Consider the following 19,199-nt stretch of genomic DNA (forward strand, 5'->3'; position numbering starts at 1 on the left):
GTGACGCTGACCACCGCACTCGCCCTCGCCGCCGGCGCTGCGATCCTCGCGCTGGTCCTGCACGGCTGGTGGCGCGTGCGGCGCGCCCGACCGCGGCCCGGCCAGGCCCACCCGCGCTGGCCCGCCGGTCCCACCGACGAGCGGGCCGATCCACCGCTGGATGCGGCAGAGCAGCCGGGTGCCGTCACCGCACCCGGCGAGCCGCAGCCTGCCGCCGAGGGGGCGCTGCGCCCCGCACCCTTGCGCCGCGTGCCGCGGCTGGATGCGCTGATCGACGCGCTGGTGCCGATGGCGCTGGATGCGCCGGTGAGTGCCGAGCTGGTGCTGCAGCACGCGCCGCCGTCGCGCCGCGCCGGCAGCAAGCCGTTCTACATCGAGGGGCTGGACACGGAGACCGGCGAGTGGGAGCCCGTCAGCCCCGGACGCCGCTACGGCGAGCTGCAGGCTGGCGTGCAGCTCGCCAGCCGCAGCGGGGCCCTCAACGAGATCGAGTATTCCGAGTTCGTGCAGAAGGTCGAGGCCCTGGCCGAGGCCCTGGGCGCCCGCGCTGACATGCCCGACATGCTGGAGGTGGTGGCGCGCGCCCGCGAGCTCGACAGCCTGGCCGCGCCGCTGGATGCGCAGCTGGCCATCACCTTGCGCAGCGAGCACGGGACCTGGAGCCTGGGTTTCGTGCAGCAGGCGGCGCAACGCGCCGGTCTGACGGCCGGGGCCGTGCCCGGCCGCTGGGTGCTGCCGGCCGACGAGGAGGGCGCGCCGCCGGTGCTGGTGCTGTCCCTGGACGCCAACGCCGCCTTGGCCGCCGCCGACGAGACCGCCGCGCCGTCGGCGCTGCGCGAGCTGTGGCTGTCGCTCGACGTGCCCCAGACGCCGGCCACGGCCGAGCCCTTTCCGGCCTGGCACCTGATGGCCAAGAAACTCTGCGACGAGCTCGACGCCGTGGCCTGTGATGACCATGGCCAGCCGATCACCCTGCACGCCTTCGACACCATAGGCCGCGAGATCGGCGAGCTCTACGGACGGCTTGAGCAGCTCGGCCTGCCGGCCGGCTCGCCGGCGGCGCGGCGGCTGTTCAGTTGAGGGCAAGGGCCGCCGCATGACCCCCGACGACGCCGCGCGCCGCGCCGCCGGGTTGCGCGCGCTGCTGCACCTCCACGCACACCGCTACTACGTGCTCGACGACCCGGAGATCCCCGACGCCGAGTACGACCGCCTGTTCAGCGAGCTGCAGGCCCTGGAGCAGGCGCACCCGGCGCTGCGCACTCCCGATTCGCCCACTCAGCGCGTGATCGGCCGGGTGCTCGAGGGCCTGGCACCGGTGCGGCATGCCGTGCCGATGCTGAGCATCCAGACCGAGACGGACACCACGGCCGAGGGCGCCCGCGCCTACGACGCCCGCGTGCGCCGTGAGCTCGAACTGGCCGACGACGCCCCGCCAGTGAGCTACGCCGCCGAGCTGAAGTTCGACGGCCTGGCCATCAACCTGCGCTACGAGCAGGGCGTGCTGGTGCAGGCCGCCACGCGCGGCGACGGCGAGACGGGCGAGGACGTGACGCAGAACATCCGCACGATCGGGCAGATCCCGTTGAGGCTTCAAGGCAACGCAGCTTCCGTGCTGGAGGTCCGCGGCGAGGTCTACATGCGCCGCGACGCCTTCGAGCGGCTCAACGCGCGCCAGCGCGAACGCGGCGAAAAGACTTACGTCAACCCGCGCAACACCGCCGCCGGTGCCGTGCGCCAGCTCGACCCGGCCGTCACGGCCTCGCGCCCCTTGAGCTTCTACGCCTACGGCCTGGGCGAGTCACAAGGCTCGCCGGCCTTTGCGCGCCACAGCGAGCTGATGGGCTGGCTGCAAAGCCTGGGCCTGCCGGTGAACGAGCGCCGCCGCGTCTGCGTCGGCGCCGACGAGCTGGTGGCCTTCCACCGCGCCGTGGAGGCCGGGCGCGACGCCCTGCCCTTCGACATCGACGGCGTGGTCTACAAGGTCGACCGGCTTGATTGGCAGCGCCAGCTCGGCTTCAAGAGCCGCGAGCCGCGCTGGGCGGTGGCGCACAAGTTCCCGGCGCAGGAGCAGGCCACACGCCTGAACGGCATCGACATCCAGGTCGGCCGCACCGGCAAGCTCACGCCGGTGGCCAAGCTGGAGCCCGTCTTCGTGGGTGGCACCACGGTGAGCAACGCCACGCTGCACAACCGCTTCGAGCTGCGCCGCAAGGGCGTGCGCGTGGGCGACACCGTCATCGTGCGGCGTGCGGGCGACGTCATCCCCGAGGTCGTGGGCCGCATGCCCGGCGCCCGCGCGGCCTACGTGCCCAACTTCGCCATGCCACGCGCATGCCCGGTGTGCAGCAGCCCGGTGCGGCGCGAGAAGGGCACGCTGGAGCACCGCTGCACGGGCGGCCTTTACTGCGCCGCGCAGCGCAAGCAGGCGCTGCTGCACTTTGCCGGCCGGCGCGCCATGGACATCGAGGGCCTGGGCGACAAGCTGGTGGACCAGCTCGTCGACGCCGGCCTCGTGCGCACGCTGCCCGAGCTGTACACGCTGGGCGTGGCCAAGCTCTCGGCGCTGGAGCGCATGGCCGACAAGAGCGCTGCCAAGTTCGTGGCGGCGCTCGAGACGAGCAAGCACACGACGCTGGCGCGCTTTCTCTACGCCCTGGGCATCCGCCACGTGGGCGAGAGCACGGCCAAGGACCTGGCGCGCCGCTTCGGCACGCTCGACGCGCTGATGGACGCCACGCGCGAGCAGCTGCTCGAGGTCAACGACGTCGGCCCCATCGTCGCCGACAGCGTGCAGCAGTTCTTCGCCCAGCCGCACCACCGCGAGATCGTCGAGCGCCTGCGCGCCGTGGGCATCACCTGGCCCGAAGGCGGCGCCGAGCAGCTGGGCCTCAGGTCGCTGGCCGGCCAGACGCTGGTGCTGACGGGCACGCTGCCCACGATGGGGCGCGATCAGGCCCAGGCACTGATCGAGGCCGCGGGCGGCAAGGTCAGCGGCTCGGTGTCGAAGAAGACGGCCTACGTCGTGGCCGGCGCCGAGGCCGGCAGCAAGCTGGCCAAGGCGCTGGAGCTGGGCGTGACGGTGATCGACGAGGCTGGTTTGCTGGCCCTGCTGAAAGCCGGCGATGCCTGAGGTCACTGTGCATCGCCTGGCAGTGCGGGGTGGCGAGAGCTGCGCCAGGTTGCCATTTCTTCGGAGGCAGAACCATGACCGTTCGCGAGATCCTCAAGATGGGCGACCCGCGCCTGCTGCGCGTGGCGCAGCCGGTGCGGCAGTTCGACACCCCCGAGTTGCACGCGCTGGTGGCCGATCTCTTCGACACCCTGCACGCCGCCCAGGGCGCTGGCCTGGCGGCGCCGCAGATCGGGGTGGACCTCCAGCTGGTGATCTTCGGCTTCACGCAGAACCGGCGCTACCCGGACCGCGAGCCGGTGCCCGAGACGGTGCTGCTCAATCCGGTGATCACGCCGCTGTCGGATGAGATGGTCGAGGGCTGGGAGGGCTGCCTGTCGGTGCCCGGGCTGCGCGGCCGCGTGCCCCGCCACGCGCGCATCCGCTATGCCGGGCAAGACTTGCGCGGCCGCGCGATCGAGCGCGAGGCCACGGGCTTTCATGCCGTGGTGGTGCAGCACGAGTGCGACCACCTCATCGGCCGTCTGTACCCGACGCGCATGACCGACCTGACCCAGCTCGGCTACACCGAGGTGCTGTTCCCGGGGCTCGCGGCTGCCGACGACGACTGAGAGACTGTCTTTACATCCCACCCCCCGATCCGCGGTCGGCGCAGCGCGGGGCTCGTGCGTTGATGTCGGCATGGACCTGCATCACTTCCCGGCGCGCCGGTGGGCGCGCGTGGGCCGTGGCGGCGTCGGCCGCTGGATCGTCGACGCCGCGGCCGCCATCGCCCGGTGGCTGGCCTTCGGCACGGCGCTGCTGGGGCTGGCCGGCGCCGGGTGGGCCGCCGAGGCCGATCCGCCCGGCCGCGTCGGCCGCCTGGCCCTGCTCGATGGCCCGGTGTCCCTGTTCGACCCCGAGCGGGGTGCGTGGCGCGATGCCGACAACGGCACCGACCGCAACCGCCCGCTGACCGGCGGCGACCGCCTGGCCACTGGTGCGCGCGCGCGGCTGGAGGTGCGCATCGGCTCGACCGTGCTGCGCCTGGGCGAGCGCAGCGAGCTGGAGCTGACCCGGCTCGATGACGAGCGGCTGCTCGTGCGGCTGCACCGCGGCAGCCTGGCCGTGCGCCTGAACGCCCCCGAGCGCGCCTTCGAGACCGAGGTCGCCACCGGCGAAGCCCGCGTGGCGCCGCTGCGTGCAGGCCTGTACCGCATCGACCGCCTGATCGACGGCGAGCGCGACCGCACGGCGGTGCAGGCCTGGCGCGGCGCGCTGCGGGTGGACGGCGGCCCCGTCGTCGAGGCGGGCGAGCGCCAGCTGCTGTGGCGCGAGGGCTCGCGGCTGCTCATGGCCGAGGCCCGGCCCGAGGCCGACGAGTTCGCCGACTGGGTGGCTCGCGAGGATGTGGCCGACCGCCGGCAGGAGGACGCCTGGGCGCGCGCCGGTGAACGGCGCGTGTCGCCCGAGCTCACCGGCGCGGAAGAGCTGGACCGCCACGGCCGCTGGGAGCGCGTCCCGGAGTACGGCTGGGTGTGGCTGCCGGCCGGCGTGGCGCCGGACTGGGCGCCGTACCGCGAAGGCCGCTGGGTGTGGTTGCGGCCCTGGGGCTGGACCTGGGTGGACCGCGCGCCCTGGGGATTTGCGCCTTCGCACTACGGGCGCTGGCTCACCTGGCGGGGCCGCTGGGTGTGGTGGCCGGGCGCCGCCGTGCTGCGGCCGGTGTTTGCGCCCGCGCTGGTGGTCTGGGCGGGCACCCCATCGCTGTACGTGTCGGTGCACGTCGGCGGCCCGGGTGTGGGCTGGGCCCCACTGCCGCCGCGGGTGCCCTACCGGCCCTGGTACCGCCACAGCCAACACCACCTCGACCGCGTCGACTCCTGGCACGGCAGCTGGGGCCCGCGGCCACTGCGCGAGCTGCACACCGTGCCCGGCAGCCTGCCGCGACGACCGATCGAGCCGGTGACCGTGCCGCCGCCTGTGCTGCCGCGGGATCGCGAACGCTGGGATCGGCGCGAGGACCGCGGGCCGGATCGCGCGCAGGAGCGGCGGGAGGAGCACCCGGCGTTCGGTCCTGCACGGCCCGGGCCGCCGGCCCCGGTGGTGATGCCGGGTCCGCTGGTGATGCCGGCCCCAGTGGTGATGCCGGGTCCGTCACGGCCGGACCGCGGTGGCATGGCGGACCGTCTGCCGGAGTACCCCCGCGACTCCGCGGCGCGGCTGGCGCCCCTGGGGCCGGGGCCCTTTGCGCCACGCCCCGGCCCCGAGGCCGAGGGCCGCAAGCAGACCCCCTCGGTGCGCCACCCGGAGCACCTGTTGCGCCAGCCCTGACGCGCGGCGCGGGCCGTCTCCGGTCAGCGAAAGTCCCGGCTGCGCGGGGCCAGGCCCTGCAGCAGCGCCGAGTGGTCGACGAGCTTGCGCGCCACCAGGTGCCGCACGCCGTGCTCCGGATGGCCCTGGCACTGCCACACGCCGTAGACCGTGAGCAGCGTGGCCGCCAGCAGCGGCCGGCGCTGCAGCTCCACCTCGCGCGGCCAGACGATGACGTTGACCGAGCCGGTCTCGTCTTCCAGCGTCACGAAGACCACGCCCTTGGCCGTCTCGGGGCGCTGGCGGTGGGTGACCAGGCCGCTGGCACGCGCCAGGCGGCCGTCGGGGAAGTGCTTCAGCACCGCCGCCGGCAGCACCTTGAAGGCCGTCAGCTGTGGCCGCAGCAGCGCCAGCGGGTGCTGCGTGAGGCTCAGGCCGGTGGCGCGGTAGTCGGCGAGCACCGTCTCGGCCGCGCCGGGTGCGGCGAGCACGGGCGCGGGCTCGGTGGTGCGCGTGCGCGCCAGCATCGGCGTGGCGCGCGTGTCCACGCCGGCCACGGCCCAGGCGGCGGCATGGCGGTGGCCCGAGAGTACGGCCAGCGCGTCGGCCTCGGCCAGCAGGCGCAGATGCTGCGCGTCCAGGCCGGCGCGGCGGGCCAGGTCTTCGGCGCCCGCAAACGGCGCCTCGGCGCGCGCCGCCACCAGGCGCGCCGCGGCGGCCTCGGTGAAGCCGGCGATGCGGCCGAAGCCCAGGCGCACGGGGCGCAGCGCGCCGGCAGGGGCTGCACCGTCGGCCTCCAGCACCGTCTCCCACGCGCTCGCCAACACGCACACCGGCCTCACCACCACGCCGTGCTCGCGCGCGTCGCGCACCAGTTGCGCCGGGGCGTAGAAGCCCAGCGGCTGCGCATTCAGCAGCGCCGCCAGGAAGGCATCGGGGTGGTGGCACTTCAGCCAGGCGCTGGCGTACACCAGCAGCGCAAAGCTCGCGGCGTGGCTCTCGGGGAAGCCGTACTCGCCGAAACCCTCGATCTGCTTGAAGATGCGCTCGGCGTAGTCCTGCGTGTAGCCCTTCTCGACCATGCGGCCCACCAGCCGCTCGTGGAAGGGGCCGAGACCGCCCTTGCGCTTCCAGGCGGCCATGGCGCGGCGCAGGCGGTCGGCCTCGCCGGGGGTGAAGTCGGCGGCCAGGATGGCCAGCTGCATCACCTGTTCCTGGAAGATGGGCACGCCCAAAGTGCGCTCCAGCGCCTGGCGCACCTCGTCGCTGGGGTAGTCGACCGGCTCCTCGCCATTGCGGCGCCGCAGGTAGGGGTGGACCATGCCGCCCTGGATGGGCCCGGGCCGCACGATGGCGACCTCGATGACGAGGTCGTAGAAGCGCTGCGGCTTCAGCCGCGGCAGCATGCTCATCTGGGCGCGGCTCTCCACCTGGAAGGTGCCGACGCTGTCGCCGCGCGAGAGCATGGCGTAGACCTGCGGGCACTCGGCCGGCACCTGGTGCAGCGCCATCGGCGCGCCCTGCTTGGCGCCCACCATCACCAGCGCGCGGCGGATGGCGCTGAGCATGCCGAGAGCCAGGATGTCGACCTTGAGCAGGCCGAGCGCATCGAGGTCGTCCTTGTCCCACTGGATGACGCTGCGGCCCTCCATCGTGGCGTTTTCCACCGGCACGAGCTCGGCGAGGTCGTCGCGCGCGATGACAAAGCCGCCGGGATGCTGGCTCAGGTGGCGCGGGAAGCCGATCAACTCGTGCGTCAGCCTCATCCACAGCCGCACGAGGGGGCTGTCGGGATCGAAGCCGTTCTCGCGCAGGCGCTCGAGGTTGACGTGGCGGCCGTCGAACCAGTGCTGGGATTTCGACAGCGCCTCGATGCGCGCGAGGTCGATGCCCAGCGCGCGGCCCACGTCGCGCAGCGCGCTGCGCGGGCGGTAGCTGATGACCACGGCCGTGAGCGCGGCGCGGTGGCGACCGTACTTGCGGTAGATGTACTGGATGACCTCTTCGCGCCGCTGGTGCTCGAAGTCGATGTCGATGTCGGGCGGCTCGTTGCGCTCCTCGCTGATGAAGCGCTCGAACAGCAGCGTCGTGCGCGCCGGATCCACCGCGGTGACGCCGAGGCAGTAACACACGGCCGAGTTCGCGGCGCTGCCGCGGCCCTGGCACAGGATGCCCTGGCTGCGCGCCCAGTGCACGATGTCGGCCACCGTCAGGAAGTAAGGCTCGTAGCGCAGCCGCGCGATGAGGGCCAGCTCGTGCTCGATCATCGTGCGCACGGCCGGCGGCTCGCCGCCGGGGAAGCGGCTCTTCGCGCCATCTTCCGCGAGCTGCCGCAGCCAGCTGGTGGGCGTGTGGCCGGCGGGCGTGATCTCGCGCGGGTACTCGTACTTCAGCTCGGCCAGGCTGAAGGCGCAGGTGCCGGCGATGGCGACCGACGCCTCCAGCCAGTCGGTGCGGAACAACTGCGCCAGACGCAGGCGCGAGCGCAGGTGCGATTCGGCGTTGGCCTGCAGCGCCAGGCCGGCGCCGGCCACCGTGGTGCCCAGGCGTGTGGCGGTGAGCACGTCGAGCAGGGCCTTGCGCGAGCGGCGGTGCAGGCACACGCCACCCGTGGCCACCAGCGGCAGGCCGGTGGCGGCGGCCACGCGCTGCAGCAGTTGCACTGCCACGGCCTCGGCAGCGCGGTGGCGGCGCTGCACGGCGATGGCGCAGCGCTCGGGGCCGAACCAGGTGCGCAGCCACAGCGCGTGCTCGAACAGCGTCTCGAAAGGCTGGCCGGGCGCGGGCACCAGAAGGGCGAAGCAACCCGGCAGGCCGGCCAGCATGGGCGCCTTGGCGACGCGGCCTTCGACATCGGCGCGGTGCGCGAGGTACTGGCCCTTGGGCGCGCGGCGGCGGGCCAGCGTGATCCACTGCACCAGGTTGCCGTAGCCGCGGCGCGACTGTGCCAGCAGCACCAGGCGCGGCTCGGCCTGGCGCTGCTCGGCGGCGGCGGCCAGCGGGGGCGGCTCGGGCGGGGGTGGCGCAGCCATGGCGGCGCGGGCGCGCTCGGCCGTCACCTCGCGCAGGGCGGCGGCCACCACAGCCTGCGCGGCGGCCTGCGCGGCGTCGACCGTGACGGGTGCCAGGGTCGGGGCGCTGGCGCCCGGGCTGGCAGCGGGAGCTGCCGCGGACGCTGCCGCAGCGGCCGAGGGCGGCACCGGGGTGGACGCCGGCGCCGACAGCTGCATCTCGCAGCCGACGATCAGCCGCAGCGCCAGACGCTCGGCCTCGGCGTGCGCGCGCACGACCCCGGCGAGCGAACACTCGTCGGTGAGCGCCAGCGCGCCATAGCCCAGCGCCTGCGCGCGGGCAACCAGCTCCTCGGGGTGCGAGGCGCCGCTCAGAAAACTGAAGTTGCTGCGGCAGTGCAGCTCGGCGTAGGCCGGTAGTGCGTGGCGGGAGCGGCGGGCAGGGTGTGGGGGTGCAGACACGGCAGTCGGTCGGTGGCGACGGCGTCGGGCTCGCGCGCGCGGCGCACGGTGGCGGGCGGCTGGGCGCCGGGGTAGCGGGCGGCCTCGCGCGGGGGCGTGGCTGCGGACGGGGCGGGCGTGGGCCGCGCCACGGGGTGTTCGGGCGGCGGCCGGGTGGGGAGGGTCGCCCCTGGCGCCAAGGCATCGAGCGGGCTGCGCACGGCACCACCGCCCAGGCGCAGCACGTGCGTGTAGATCATGGTGGTGCTGACGTCGGCGTGGCCGAGCAGGTCCTGCACGGTGCGGATGTCGTAGCCCGACTGCAGCAGATGTGTGGCGAACGAGTGGCGCAGCGTGTGCGGCGAGGCCGCCTTGTGGATGCCGGCATCGTGCACGGCGCGCTTGAAGGCACGCTGGAAGCTCACGTCGAGCAGGTGGTGGCGACGGCGCAGGCCGCTGCGCGGATCGACGGCGACCTGGCTGTGCGGGAACACCCAGTGCCAGGACCAGGAATCGGCGGCACGCGGGTACTTGCGCGCCAGGGCTTGCGGCAGCACGACGCCGGCGGCGGCCTCGGCGCGGTCGGAGCGCCACAGGGCGTGGGCGCGGTCGAGCTGCTCGCGCAGTGGCGCCTCGAGCGCGGCGGGCAGCATGACGACGCGGTCCTTGAAGCCCTTGCCCTCGCGCACGACGATGGCACGGCGGTCGAAGTCGATGTCCTTGACGCGCAGGCGCAGACCCTCCAGCAGGCGCATGCCGGTGCCATACAGCAGGCGGCCAAGCAGACCGTATGGCGCCTGCTGACGATCCAGCGGCAGGGCGTCGAGCGCGGCCAGCAGCTGCTGCACCTCGGCCATCGACAGCACCACGGGCAGCCGGCGCTGGCTGCGCGGGCGGCCGATCTCCTCGATCCAGGGCACCGGCTGGCGCAGCACCTTCTGATAGAGGAACAGCAGCGCCGACAGCGCCTGTCGGTGCGTGCTGGGGGCGACGTCGCGTTCGTTGGCCAGCCAGGTGAGGAAAGCCTGGATATCGGGGCCGGCGAGCTCGGACGGGTGGCGCAGGCCGTGGTAGCGGATGAAGGCGCTCACCCAGTGCACGTAGGCCTCCTCGGTGCGGATGCTGTAGTGCAGCAGGCGGATGTGCTGACGCAGCAGGTCGAGCAGGCGCGGCGGGCTGGACATGGCGAGGACCCCCTTGAAATACTGTTCATCCGTACAGTATCTCAATCCTCGGCCGTGCGCCAGCCTCCGTGCGGGGTCTCAGAGTGTGAGAGGCAATCCAATGCGCGGGTGCATTGGATTGCCTCTCACACTCTCAGTGGGTGTAAACGAAATAATGACCTCGCGCGTTGTGTCTTGACGAGACAAGCGCGCGAGGCATGGCATGAAGAGCAAGGCTGGAGACATCGACCGCAAGGGCAAGCCCGGACGCAAGCCGTTGCTGGGCGCCGAGCATGGGGAGGTGCTTCGTGCCATCGTCGCGGAGATGCCGCACGCGGCGTTGGCTGAAGTCACGGCGGAGTTGGCCCGGCGCTGCGGTGTGAAGGTCAACCCGGTTACGGTGCGCAAGGCGCTGCGCGAGGCTGGCGTCGTGCGACTGAAGCCGCTGCGGCGCTCCTCGGCCGAGCGGGGTGAGCAAGGACGTGGCGCGGGGCCGCGCACCGGCTACAACGCCATGCACCGGCGCAGCAGCAGCCCCGAGGGCCAGCACACCGATCTGACCGACGCCGAATGGGCGCTGGTGGCCGACCTGTTCGAGCGCGATGGGCAGCCGGGCGTGCCGCCTCGCTATCCGCGCCGCGTTATGGTCAATGCCTGCTGCTACGTGGTGCGCACGGGCTGTCCCTGGCGGCTGGTGCCCAAGACCTATGCGCCTTGGCAGGCGGTGTACATGTCCTTCAAGCGCTGGGCTGCGGCCAATACGTTCGAGGCCATGCACGAGCGGCTGCGCCAGCAGTGGCGCCGGCGCGAGGGCAAGTCCCCCGAACCTACGGCGGCCGTCATCGACTCGCAGAGCACGCGCAGCACGCCCCAGGGCGGCAACACGGGCTTCGACGCGGGCAAGAAGGTCAAGGGCCGCAAGCGCAACCTCGTGGTCGACTCGCTGGGCCTGCTGCTGGCGGTCACGATCACGGCCGCCAGCGTGCAGGACCGCGACACCGCCGCCGACGTGGTGGCCAAGGCCTATGCCAAGGCACCCACGATCAAGAAGCTCTACACCGACGCCGCATACGCCGGGCAGCGCGCAGCAGCCATCGAGAAGGCTCACGGCATCACCGTGGAAGTGGTGCGCCGCCCGGGCAACCGCGCCACCGGCACCTGGCGCGACGCCCAGCAGCCCTTGTGGCCCGAGGAATCCGCCAAGCCCTTCGTCGTGCAGCCCATGCGCTGGGTGGTCGAGCGCACCCACGCCTGGCTCGAGCGCGACCGCCGTCTCATCGCCCATCACGATCGCTCCGAATGGGCGCCGCTGGCCTGGGTCTGGCTCGCACAAGCGCGTATGCTCGCAACGAGACTGGCGAACTGAACATTTCGTTCACACCCTCTCAGCCCCTCTCAGGCGGCCGGTCGAATCACGAGCGAGGCAGGATGCGGCTGTCCAGCTTCTGTGGCTTGTAGGCCGGCACGAAGCGGCACTCCGCGGGCTGGGCCGCGCGCAGTTGCCGGCAGCGTTCGGCGATGCTCCCCGGGCTGGGCTTCAGCCCGGTGTCCACCCAGTTCAGCAGCGCCTCGAACAGCGGTGGGTAGTGCGCATCACCCCAGTAACTGTGGTCGCTGGAGTCCACGAAGGCCTGCACCAGGCGCGCACCGTTGCCGGACGCCTCCATGCGCTCGCGCAGGGTGTCCTGGCCCTCCACGAACACCGTGGCGTCCCCGATGCCGTGGCTGCTGATCACGGGCACCGCAAAGCGGCCCCGGTGGTCCACGTCGGCCGCGAAGCGGGCCGCGGCGGCGGCATCGCGCGGGTAGCGGGCCACGCCCGCGTTGAGCGCCACATCGTCGGCCGAGCCCACGTAGCGCACCCCCGCGTTGTGGAAAGGGCTGACACCGCCGTTCTTCTGCACCAGGTCGCGCAAGGTGAAGGTGCCCCAGTTCAGGTGGCCGACCACCGAGCTCTCGGGGACCTTCAGCACGTCCACCAGGGTCTTGAGCTTCTGGGCCTGCACCGGCGTGCGCTGTGCCGCCGGCTTGCGCACGCCCAGGCACTCGTCGGCGCGCTGCGCCAGGTCGGCGTTGCTCAGCGTGCTGTTGGCGGGCAGGCCGATGGACAGCGGGTAGGCCGGCTCGTCCGGCCGCGGGTGGTTCTGGCACAGGAACTGGTAGATCGCCCGCAGGTCGAGCCGGAAGTCATACGTCGCCGGGCCGGCGACGACGCCGCTGGTCAGGAGGATGCCGTCCCACGAAGCAGGGAACAGCTCCGCGGCGCGCGTGGCGACCATCGCCCCCCAGGACTGCCCGTGCAACAAGGTGCGCCGCGGCTTGGCCACGTGGTCGACGAAGATTCGGCGCACACGCTCGGTGTCCTCGGCCGCCGTGGTGACGGCAAAACCGCCCTGGCGGAAGACCGAGCCGGCCCAGGCATGGCCTTCGCGCACGGTGATGGACCAGCGCTTGATGTCCTCATCGGCCCGCGTCGGGCTCGGGGGGCCCAGGGTCGGGCCGCCGTGGGCGTGCACCACCAGCACGCCGCTCCACTGGGCCGGCATCACGATGAGGTAGTGCGAGTTCGCCGAGTCCTGGCCCCGCAGGCAACGCGCGCCCGCGGGCACACCGTCGGGGCAGGCCTGGGCCTGCGGCGGGGCTTCCGGCGGGGCGGGCGGCGGCGCAGGCGGCGGGCTGGCACAGCCGCCCAGCACCAGGATCGTGGCGCCCAGCAGGGCGAAGCGGGCTTTCAGGGCAGAGGCGGACTTCATCGGTGCTCCCGGGGCGGTCAGCGGTTCTCGGGCCCGGGCCCCGTGATCAAGGCCACGGTGTCGTCACCCCCGTGCCCCAGCAGCCCAGTGGCGGTGTAGATGCCCAGCTTGCCGCGCGTGTCGGCGATGTCGAGGTTGCGCATCGTCAGCTGGCCGATGCGGTCGGCCGGCGTGAAGGCGGCGTTCTCCACCTTCTCCATCGAGAGGCGCTCGGGCGCGTACGTGAGGTTGGGACTCTGCGTGTCGAGGATGCTGTAGTCGTTGCCGCGGCGCAGCTCCAGCCACACCTCGCCGGTGATGGCGCGGGCCACCCAACGCTGGGCCGTCTCGCGCAGCATCAGGCATTGCGGGTCGAACCAGCGGCCCTGGTAGAGCAGCCGGCCGAGCTTGCGGCCGTTCATCCGGTACTGCTCGATGGTGTCCTCGTTGTGGATGCCGGTGACGAGCCGCTCGTAGGCGATGTGCAGCAGCGCCATGCCCGGGGCCTCGTAGATGCCGCGGCTCTTGGCCTCGATGATGCGGTTCTCGATCTGGTCGCACATGCCCAGGCCGTGGCGGCCACCGATGGCATTGGCCTCGGCCATCAGTTCCACGGCGCTGGCGAAGCTGCGGCCGTTCAGGGCCACGGGCACGCCTTCCTCGAAGCGCACGCTCACCTCCTCGGCGGGCACCGCGACCTCGGGCTTCCAGAAGGCCACGCCCATGATGGGCTTGACGATGCGGATGCCCGAGTTGAGGAACTCCAGGTCCTTGGCCTCGTGCGTGGCGCCGAGCATGTTGCTGTCGGTGCTGTAGGCCTTCTCGACGCTCATCTTGTAGTCGAAGCCATTCGCGATGAGGTACTCGCTCATCTCCTTGCGGCCGCCGAGTTCGTCGATGAAGCGCTGGTCCAGCCAGGGCTTGTAGATGCGCAGCTGCGGGTTGGCCAGCAGGCCGTAGCGGTAGAAGCGCTCGATGTCGTTGCCCTTGTAGGTGCTGCCGTCGCCCCAGATGTGGACGTCGTCTTCCCGCATGGCCACCACCAGCGCCGTGCCGGTGACGGCGCGGCCCAGCGGCGTGGTGTTGAAGTAGGTGGCGCCGCCGGTGCTGATGTGGAAGGCGCTGCACTGGATGGCGGCGATGCCCTCGGCCACGAGCTGCGCGCGGCAGTCGATCAGGCGGGCCAGCTCGGCGCCGTAGGCCAGGGCCTTGCGCGGGATCTCGCCGTAGTCGCTCTCGTCGGGCTGGCCCAGGTTGGCGGTGTAGGCACAAGGCACGGCGCCCTTGGCGCGCATCCAGTGCACGGCGGCGGAGGTGTCCAGGCCGCCCGAGAAGGCGATGCCGACGCGCTGGCCGGCGGGTAGCGATTGCAGGATCGTGGTCACGACAGGGCTCCGGATGAACCCGGGATTGTCGCGGATGAACGTGCCGGGGCGTCTCGGGCTCAGTGCAGCTTGACGCGAGGATCCGTGCCCCGCGTGAGCCAGCGGCTGGCCGAGCCCAGCGCCGTCTTCCACCAGCCGTGCAGCGCCACCTCGTGCATCTTGTACAGGCTGAGGTACATCGTTCGCGCGAACAGGCCCTCGACCCACAGGTTGCCGCCCACCAGCGCACCCATCAGGTTGCCCACGGTGCTGTACTCACCCAGCGAGACCAGCGAGCCAAAGTCGCGGTAGCGCCAGGGCCGCGGCGTGACGCCCTTGCACGCACGCGGCAACTCGCGCGCCAGGTGCGAGGCTTGCTGGTGCGCCGCCTGCGCGCGCGGCGGCACGCACACGCCGGCCTCCCGGCCCAGCCAGGGCGCGGCGGCGCAGTCGCCGAGGGCGTAGATGCGCTCGTCGCGGGTCGTCTGCAGCGTGGGACCGACGACGAGCTGGTTGATGCGGTTGGTCTCCAACCCGTCGAGCCCCGCCAGGAAGGCCGGCGCCTTCACACCCGCGGCCCACACCACCAGCTCGGCGTCGACACGCTCACCGCCTGCAAGCTGCACGCCCTGGGCATCGACCGCCGTCACGCGCGAACCGGCACGCACCTTCACGCCCAGCTTCATGAGCAGCCCCGTGGCCGAGGCGGCGATGCGCTCGGGCAGCGCCGGCAGGATGCGCGGGCCGGCCTCGAGCAGGTGGATGCGGATGTCGCGCTCGGGGTCGATGCGCTCGAGGTTGTAGGAGACGAGCGTGCGCGTGGCCTTGTGCAGCTCGGCCGCCAGCTCCACGCCGGTGGCGCCGGCCCCGATGATGGCCACGTTCAACTGCCCCGGGGCCAGCGGCGTGGCCTGCATGTGGGCGCGCAGGCAGGCGTTGACGAGCCGGCGGTGGAAGCGCTCGGCGTCGTCGGGCGTCTCCAGCGCGATCGCGTGCTCGGCCACGCCGGGCGTGCCGAAGTCGTTGGTGCGGCTGCCCACCGCCATCACCAGCGTGTCGTAGGGCCGCGCGTAACCCTGCGTGACGGGGCGGCCGTCCTCGTCGAGCACCGGGCCCACGTGCACGAGGCGCTGCGCGCGATCCAGGCCCGTCATCTGGCCCACGCGGTAGCGGAAGCCGTTCCAGTGGCTCTGGGCGAGGTAGTCGGTGGCGTGCTCGTGCACGTCGATGCTGCCGGCGGCGATCTCGTGCAGGTGCGGCTTCCAGAAGTGCGTGCGCGCCTTCTCGATCAGCGTGATGTGGGCGCGGCCGGTTCGGCCCAGGGTGCGGCCCAGCCGGGTGGCCAGCTCCAACCCACCGGCACCGCCGCCGACGATGACGATGCGGTGCAGACCCGAGGGTGCATTCATGGTGAACGCTGCGGCGGCCGGCGCGCGAGGGCGGCCGTCGTGTGAGGGGCGGGAAGCATCGAGCCTGAGTTTCTCAGCAATCGCGACCGCGTGCGCTCCTGGTTGCCGCCCACGCTCCGAGCCTGGCGTCGGGCGATCGACGCGGGATCGACTCGGCGCACCTCGGTATGTATGATTCATGCATACCGTTCCGATCAGAACGCACTGTTCAGGCCCCCGAACCCCCCTGCCGGAGCCCGCCATGGAAGCCACCGTCGCCGAACGCGGCCAGATCACGCTGCCCAAGCAGGTGCGCGACGCGCTCGGCCTGACCAAGGGCACCAAGCTGAAGGTCGAGCTCGACGGGGGCCGCATCGTGCTGCGCAAGGACGTCGACGACGCCATCTCGCGCGTGCGCGGCCGGGTGCCGCTGCCGCCGGGCGTGAGCACCGACGACATCATGCGCGAGCTGCGCGGCCGCGCGCCCGGCGACCCGCTGCCCGCCTGGGACCAGCCCGCGCCCCCGCGCCCGGCCGCGGGCCGCAAGCCCCGATGATCGCCGTCGACAGCAACATCCTGATCGACTTCATCGGCAACGACCCCGGCGCTGCCGATGCCGCCGACCAGGCCCTGCGCCGCGCGCTGGCCAGCGGCCCGGTGGTGGCCTGCGAGGTCGTGCTGGCCGAGGTCGTGGCAGGCCTGGGCAACGGCTCGGCGGTGATGGACGCGCTCGAGGAACTCGGCGTGGACTTCTCGCCGCTGGAGCAACGCTCGGCCGTGCGCGCGGGTGAGATGCAGCGCCGCTATCTCGAACGTCGGCGCGCCGCGGCGGCGGGCGCCGATTCGCGCCGCGTCGTGGCTGATTTCCTCGTGGGCGCCCACGCGCTGCTGCAGTGCCACGGCCTGATCACGCGCGACGCCGGTTTCTTCCGCGACTACTTCAAGGGCCTGAAGCTCATCGTGCCCCAAGCATGACGTCAGGCTCGGCCGCCACACTCGAACCACGCTCTCTCGACCCGCTTTCCTGGAGTAAGCCCATGCTGCAGTCCTACCGCCAACATGCCGCCGAACGCGCCGCGCTCGGCATCCCGCCGCTGCCGCTCGACGCCAGGCAGGTGACCGAGCTGATCGAGCTCATCAAGGCCCCGCCGGCGGGCGAGGAGGCCTTCCTGCTGGACCTGCTCACGCACCGCGTGCCCCCGGGCGTGGACGACGCCGCCAAGGTCAAGGCCAGCTTCCTGGCCGCCGTGGCGCATGGCGACATCCAGGTCGGCCTGCTCAGCAAGGCCAAGGCCACCGAACTGCTGGGCACCATGGTGGGCGGCTACAACGTGCACCCGCTGATCGAGCTGCTCGACGACGCCGAGGTCGCGTCGGTGGCGGCCGAGGGCCTGAAGAAGACGCTGCTGATGTTCGACTACTTCAACGACGTCGCGGCCAAGGCCAAGGCCGGCAACGCCAAGGCGCAGGAAGTCCTGCAGAGCTGGGCCGAGGCCGAGTGGTTCACCACGCGGCCCGAGGTGCCGAAGTCGATCACGGTCACCGTGTTCAAGGTGCCCGGCGAGACCAACACCGACGACCTCAGCCCTGCGCCCGACGCCTGGAGCCGGCCGGACATCCCGCTGCACTACCTGGCGATGCTGAAGAACACGCGGCCTGATGCCGCCTTCAAGCCCGAGGAAGACGGCAAGCGCGGCCCGATGCAGTTCATCGAGGACCTCAAGAAGAAGGGGCACCTCGTGGCCTACGTGGGTGACGTGGTCGGCACCGGCTCCAGCCGCAAGAGTGCGACCAACAGCGTCATCTGGGCCACCGGCCAGGACATCCCCTTCGTGCCGAACAAGCGCTTCGGCGGCGTCACCTTGGGCGGCAAGATCGCACCGATCTTCTTCAACACGCAAGAGGATTCGGGCTCGCTGCCCATCGAGGTGGACGTGACCCAGCTCGAGATGGGCGACGTCATCGAGGTGCGGCCCTACGACGGCAAGCTGGTGCGCAACGGCGCCACGGTGGCCGAGTTCAAGCTCAAGAGCGAGGTGCTGTTTGATGAAGTGCGCGCGGGCGGCCGCATCAACCTGATCATCGGCCGCAGCCTGACGGCCAAGGCGCGCGAGTTCCTGGGCCTGTCCGCGAGCACGGCCTTCCGCCTGCCGCAACCGCCCGTGGCCACGAAGGCCGGCTTCACGCTGGCGCAGAAGATGGTGGGCCGCGCGGTGGGCCTGCCCGAGGTGCAAGGGCAACAGCAGGGCGTGCGCCCCGGCACCTACTGCGAGCCGCGCATGACGACCGTCGGCAGCCAGGACACCACCGGCCCGATGACACGCGACGAGCTCAAGGACCTGGCCTGCCTGGGCTTCAGCGCGGATCTTGTGATGCAGAGCTTCTGCCACACCGCCGCCTACCCCAAGCCCGTGGACGTGAAGACGCACCGCGAGCTGCCGGCCTTCATCAGCAGCCGCGGCGGCGTGAGCCTGCGGCCGGGGGACGGCGTCATCCACAGCTGGCTCAACCGCCTGCTGCTGCCCGACACCGTGGGCACCGGCGGCGACAGCCACACGCGCTTCCCCATCGGCATCAGCTTCCCCGCGGGCTCGGGCCTGGTGGCCTTTGGTGCCGCCACGGGCGTGATGCCGCTGGACATGCCCGAGAGCGTGCTCGTGCGCTTCAAGGGGCAGATGCAGCCGGGCGTGACGCTGCGCGACCTGGTGCACGCGATTCCGTATGCCGCCATCAAGGCCGGCCTCCTGACGGTGGCCAAGGCCGGCAAGAAAAACGTCTTCAGTGGCCGCATCCTCGAGATCGAAGGCCTGCCCGACCTGAAGGTGGAACAGGCCTTCGAGCTGAGCGACGCCTCGGCCGAGCGCAGCGCCGCCGGCTGCACGATCAAGCTCAACAAGGCGCCGATCATCGAGTACCTCAACTCGAACGTCGTGCTCATGAAGAACATGATCGCCGACGGCTACGCCGACGCGAAGACGCTCAAGCGCCGCATCGAGAAGGTCGAGGCCTGGCTGGCTCACCCTGAGCTGCTGGAAGCCGACGCCGACGCCGAGTACGCCGCCGTGATCGAGATCGACCTGAACGAGCTCAAGGAGCCGGTGCTCTGCTGCCCGAACGATCCGGACGACGCCAAGCTGCTGAGTGAGGTGGCCGGCACCAAGATCGACGAGGCCTTCATCGGCAGCTGCATGACCAACATCGGCCACTTCCGCGCCGCGGCCAAGCTGCTGGGCGGCCAGCGCGACATCCCGGTGAAGCTGTGGGTGGCGCCGCCCACCAAGATGGACCAGAGCGAGCTCATCAAGGAAGGCCACTACGCCGCCTTCGGCACGGCCGGCGCGCGCACCGAGATGCCCGGCTGCAGCCTGTGCATGGGCAACCAGGCCCAGGTGCGCGAAGGCGCCACCGTGGTGAGCACCAGCACGCGCAACTTCCCCAACCGCCTGGGCAAGAACACCAACGTGTTCCTGGCCTCGGCCGAGCTGGCGGCCATCGCCAGCAAGCTGGGCCGGCTGCCCACCGTGGCCGAGTACCAGGAGGCCATGGGCATCATCAACAAGGATGCCGCGAGCGTCTACCGCTACATGAACTTCGACCAGATCGAGGAGTACGCGGAGACGGCCAAGGGCGTGGCGGTCTGAGCGCCGGCCGGTGGCGCGTTGCGAGATGATCGCG

At 72.0% G+C, this 19,199-nt stretch carries 13 protein-coding genes; 8 read left to right on the forward strand and 5 right to left on the reverse strand.

Annotation, left to right across the window (positions count from 1 at the left end):
• The 4 genes from KA711_14570 to KA711_14585 all read left to right on the forward strand — a co-directional run bounded on the left by KA711_14570 (nucleotide 1) and on the right by KA711_14585 (nucleotide 5,446).
• Nucleotides 1–1,080, forward strand: a complete 1,080-nt coding sequence (locus KA711_14570; GenBank protein ID MCM0610192.1) for a cell division protein FtsZ — start codon at nucleotides 1–3, stop codon at nucleotides 1,078–1,080.
• Between the two features lie 16 nt (nucleotides 1,081–1,096).
• Nucleotides 1,097–3,133 carry an NAD-dependent DNA ligase LigA gene (ligA, locus tag KA711_14575; protein ID MCM0610193.1) on the forward strand — a complete coding sequence of 679 codons (2,037 nt, stop codon included), beginning with the start codon at nucleotides 1,097–1,099 and terminating at the stop codon, nucleotides 3,131–3,133.
• A 74-nt stretch (nucleotides 3,134–3,207) separates the two neighbouring features.
• Nucleotides 3,208–3,744 (forward strand): peptide deformylase, encoded by a 537-nt coding sequence (locus KA711_14580; GenBank protein MCM0610194.1) that lies wholly within the window; start codon nucleotides 3,208–3,210, stop codon nucleotides 3,742–3,744.
• 70 nt (nucleotides 3,745–3,814) lie between these two features.
• Nucleotides 3,815–5,446: a hypothetical protein gene (locus tag KA711_14585; GenBank protein MCM0610195.1), complete on the forward strand. Its 1,632-nt coding sequence runs from the start codon at nucleotides 3,815–3,817 to the stop codon at nucleotides 5,444–5,446.
• A 23-nt stretch (nucleotides 5,447–5,469) separates the two neighbouring features.
• Here KA711_14585 and KA711_14590 read toward each other — a convergent pair whose 3' ends face one another.
• Nucleotides 5,470–8,898, reverse strand: a complete 3,429-nt coding sequence (locus tag KA711_14590) for an error-prone DNA polymerase (GenBank protein MCM0610196.1) — start codon at nucleotides 8,896–8,898, stop codon at nucleotides 5,470–5,472.
• Entirely contained in the window at nucleotides 8,808–10,061 is a 1,254-nt protein-coding gene (locus tag KA711_14595) for an integron integrase (protein MCM0610197.1), read from the reverse strand. The genes KA711_14590 and KA711_14595 overlap by 91 nt, the downstream gene beginning before the upstream one ends.
• Nucleotides 10,062–10,263: 202 nt before the next feature.
• Between KA711_14595 and KA711_14600 the strand changes: the two genes are divergently transcribed.
• Nucleotides 10,264–11,406 carry an IS5 family transposase gene (locus tag KA711_14600; protein MCM0610198.1) on the forward strand — a complete coding sequence of 381 codons (1,143 nt, stop codon included), beginning with the start codon at nucleotides 10,264–10,266 and terminating at the stop codon, nucleotides 11,404–11,406.
• Between the two features lie 46 nt (nucleotides 11,407–11,452).
• On the opposite strand, the gene KA711_14605 is transcribed toward KA711_14600, so the two are convergent.
• The 3 genes from KA711_14605 to KA711_14615 are packed head-to-tail and all read right to left on the reverse strand — an operon-like array spanning nucleotide 11,453 to nucleotide 15,545.
• On the reverse strand, nucleotides 11,453–12,793 hold the full coding sequence (locus tag KA711_14605) for a hypothetical protein (protein ID MCM0610199.1): 1,341 nt from the start codon (nucleotides 12,791–12,793) through the stop codon (nucleotides 11,453–11,455).
• A gap of 17 nt (nucleotides 12,794–12,810) precedes the next feature.
• Nucleotides 12,811–14,157, reverse strand: coding sequence for an argininosuccinate synthase (gene argG / locus KA711_14610; protein ID MCM0610200.1), 1,347 nt, complete (start codon nucleotides 14,155–14,157; stop codon nucleotides 12,811–12,813).
• Between the two features lie 59 nt (nucleotides 14,158–14,216).
• On the reverse strand, nucleotides 14,217–15,545 hold the full coding sequence (locus KA711_14615; GenBank protein ID MCM0610201.1) for an NAD(P)/FAD-dependent oxidoreductase: 1,329 nt from the start codon (nucleotides 15,543–15,545) through the stop codon (nucleotides 14,217–14,219).
• Between the two features lie 241 nt (nucleotides 15,546–15,786).
• On the opposite strand from KA711_14615, the gene KA711_14620 reads away from it, so the two are divergent.
• The 3 genes from KA711_14620 to acnB all read left to right on the forward strand — a co-directional run bounded on the left by KA711_14620 (nucleotide 15,787) and on the right by acnB (nucleotide 19,165).
• Nucleotides 15,787–16,080, forward strand: a complete 294-nt coding sequence (locus KA711_14620; GenBank protein ID MCM0610202.1) for an AbrB/MazE/SpoVT family DNA-binding domain-containing protein — start codon at nucleotides 15,787–15,789, stop codon at nucleotides 16,078–16,080.
• Entirely contained in the window at nucleotides 16,077–16,499 is a 423-nt protein-coding gene (locus tag KA711_14625; GenBank protein ID MCM0610203.1) for a type II toxin-antitoxin system VapC family toxin, read from the forward strand. Before KA711_14620 ends, KA711_14625 begins: the two co-directional genes overlap by 4 nt.
• 62 nt (nucleotides 16,500–16,561) lie before the next feature.
• Nucleotides 16,562–19,165 (forward strand): bifunctional aconitate hydratase 2/2-methylisocitrate dehydratase, encoded by a 2,604-nt coding sequence (gene acnB / locus KA711_14630; GenBank protein ID MCM0610204.1) that lies wholly within the window; start codon nucleotides 16,562–16,564, stop codon nucleotides 19,163–19,165.
• The last annotated feature ends 34 nt before the right edge of the window (nucleotides 19,166–19,199 follow it).

The organism is Ideonella sp. WA131b, assembly GCA_023657425.1.
In the GTDB taxonomy this organism is placed as follows: Bacteria; Pseudomonadota; Gammaproteobacteria; order Burkholderiales; family Burkholderiaceae_C; genus Rubrivivax.

Coding starts and splice junctions, on each gene's coding strand:
- ligA (MCM0610193.1), top strand. CDS start 1,097: ATGACCCCCGACGACGCCGCGCGCCGCGCCGCCGGGTTGCGCGCGCTG.
- KA711_14580 (MCM0610194.1), top strand. CDS start 3,208: ATGACCGTTCGCGAGATCCTCAAGATGGGCGACCCGCGCCTGCTGCGC.
- KA711_14585 (MCM0610195.1), top strand. CDS start 3,815: ATGGACCTGCATCACTTCCCGGCGCGCCGGTGGGCGCGCGTGGGCCGT.
- KA711_14595 (MCM0610197.1), bottom strand. CDS start 10,061: ATGTCCAGCCCGCCGCGCCTGCTCGACCTGCTGCGTCAGCACATCCGC.
- KA711_14600 (MCM0610198.1), top strand. CDS start 10,264: ATGAAGAGCAAGGCTGGAGACATCGACCGCAAGGGCAAGCCCGGACGC.
- KA711_14605 (MCM0610199.1), bottom strand. CDS start 12,793: ATGAAGTCCGCCTCTGCCCTGAAAGCCCGCTTCGCCCTGCTGGGCGCC.
- KA711_14615 (MCM0610201.1), bottom strand. CDS start 15,545: ATGAATGCACCCTCGGGTCTGCACCGCATCGTCATCGTCGGCGGCGGT.
- KA711_14620 (MCM0610202.1), top strand. CDS start 15,787: ATGGAAGCCACCGTCGCCGAACGCGGCCAGATCACGCTGCCCAAGCAG.
- KA711_14625 (MCM0610203.1), top strand. CDS start 16,077: ATGATCGCCGTCGACAGCAACATCCTGATCGACTTCATCGGCAACGAC.
- acnB (MCM0610204.1), top strand. CDS start 16,562: ATGCTGCAGTCCTACCGCCAACATGCCGCCGAACGCGCCGCGCTCGGC.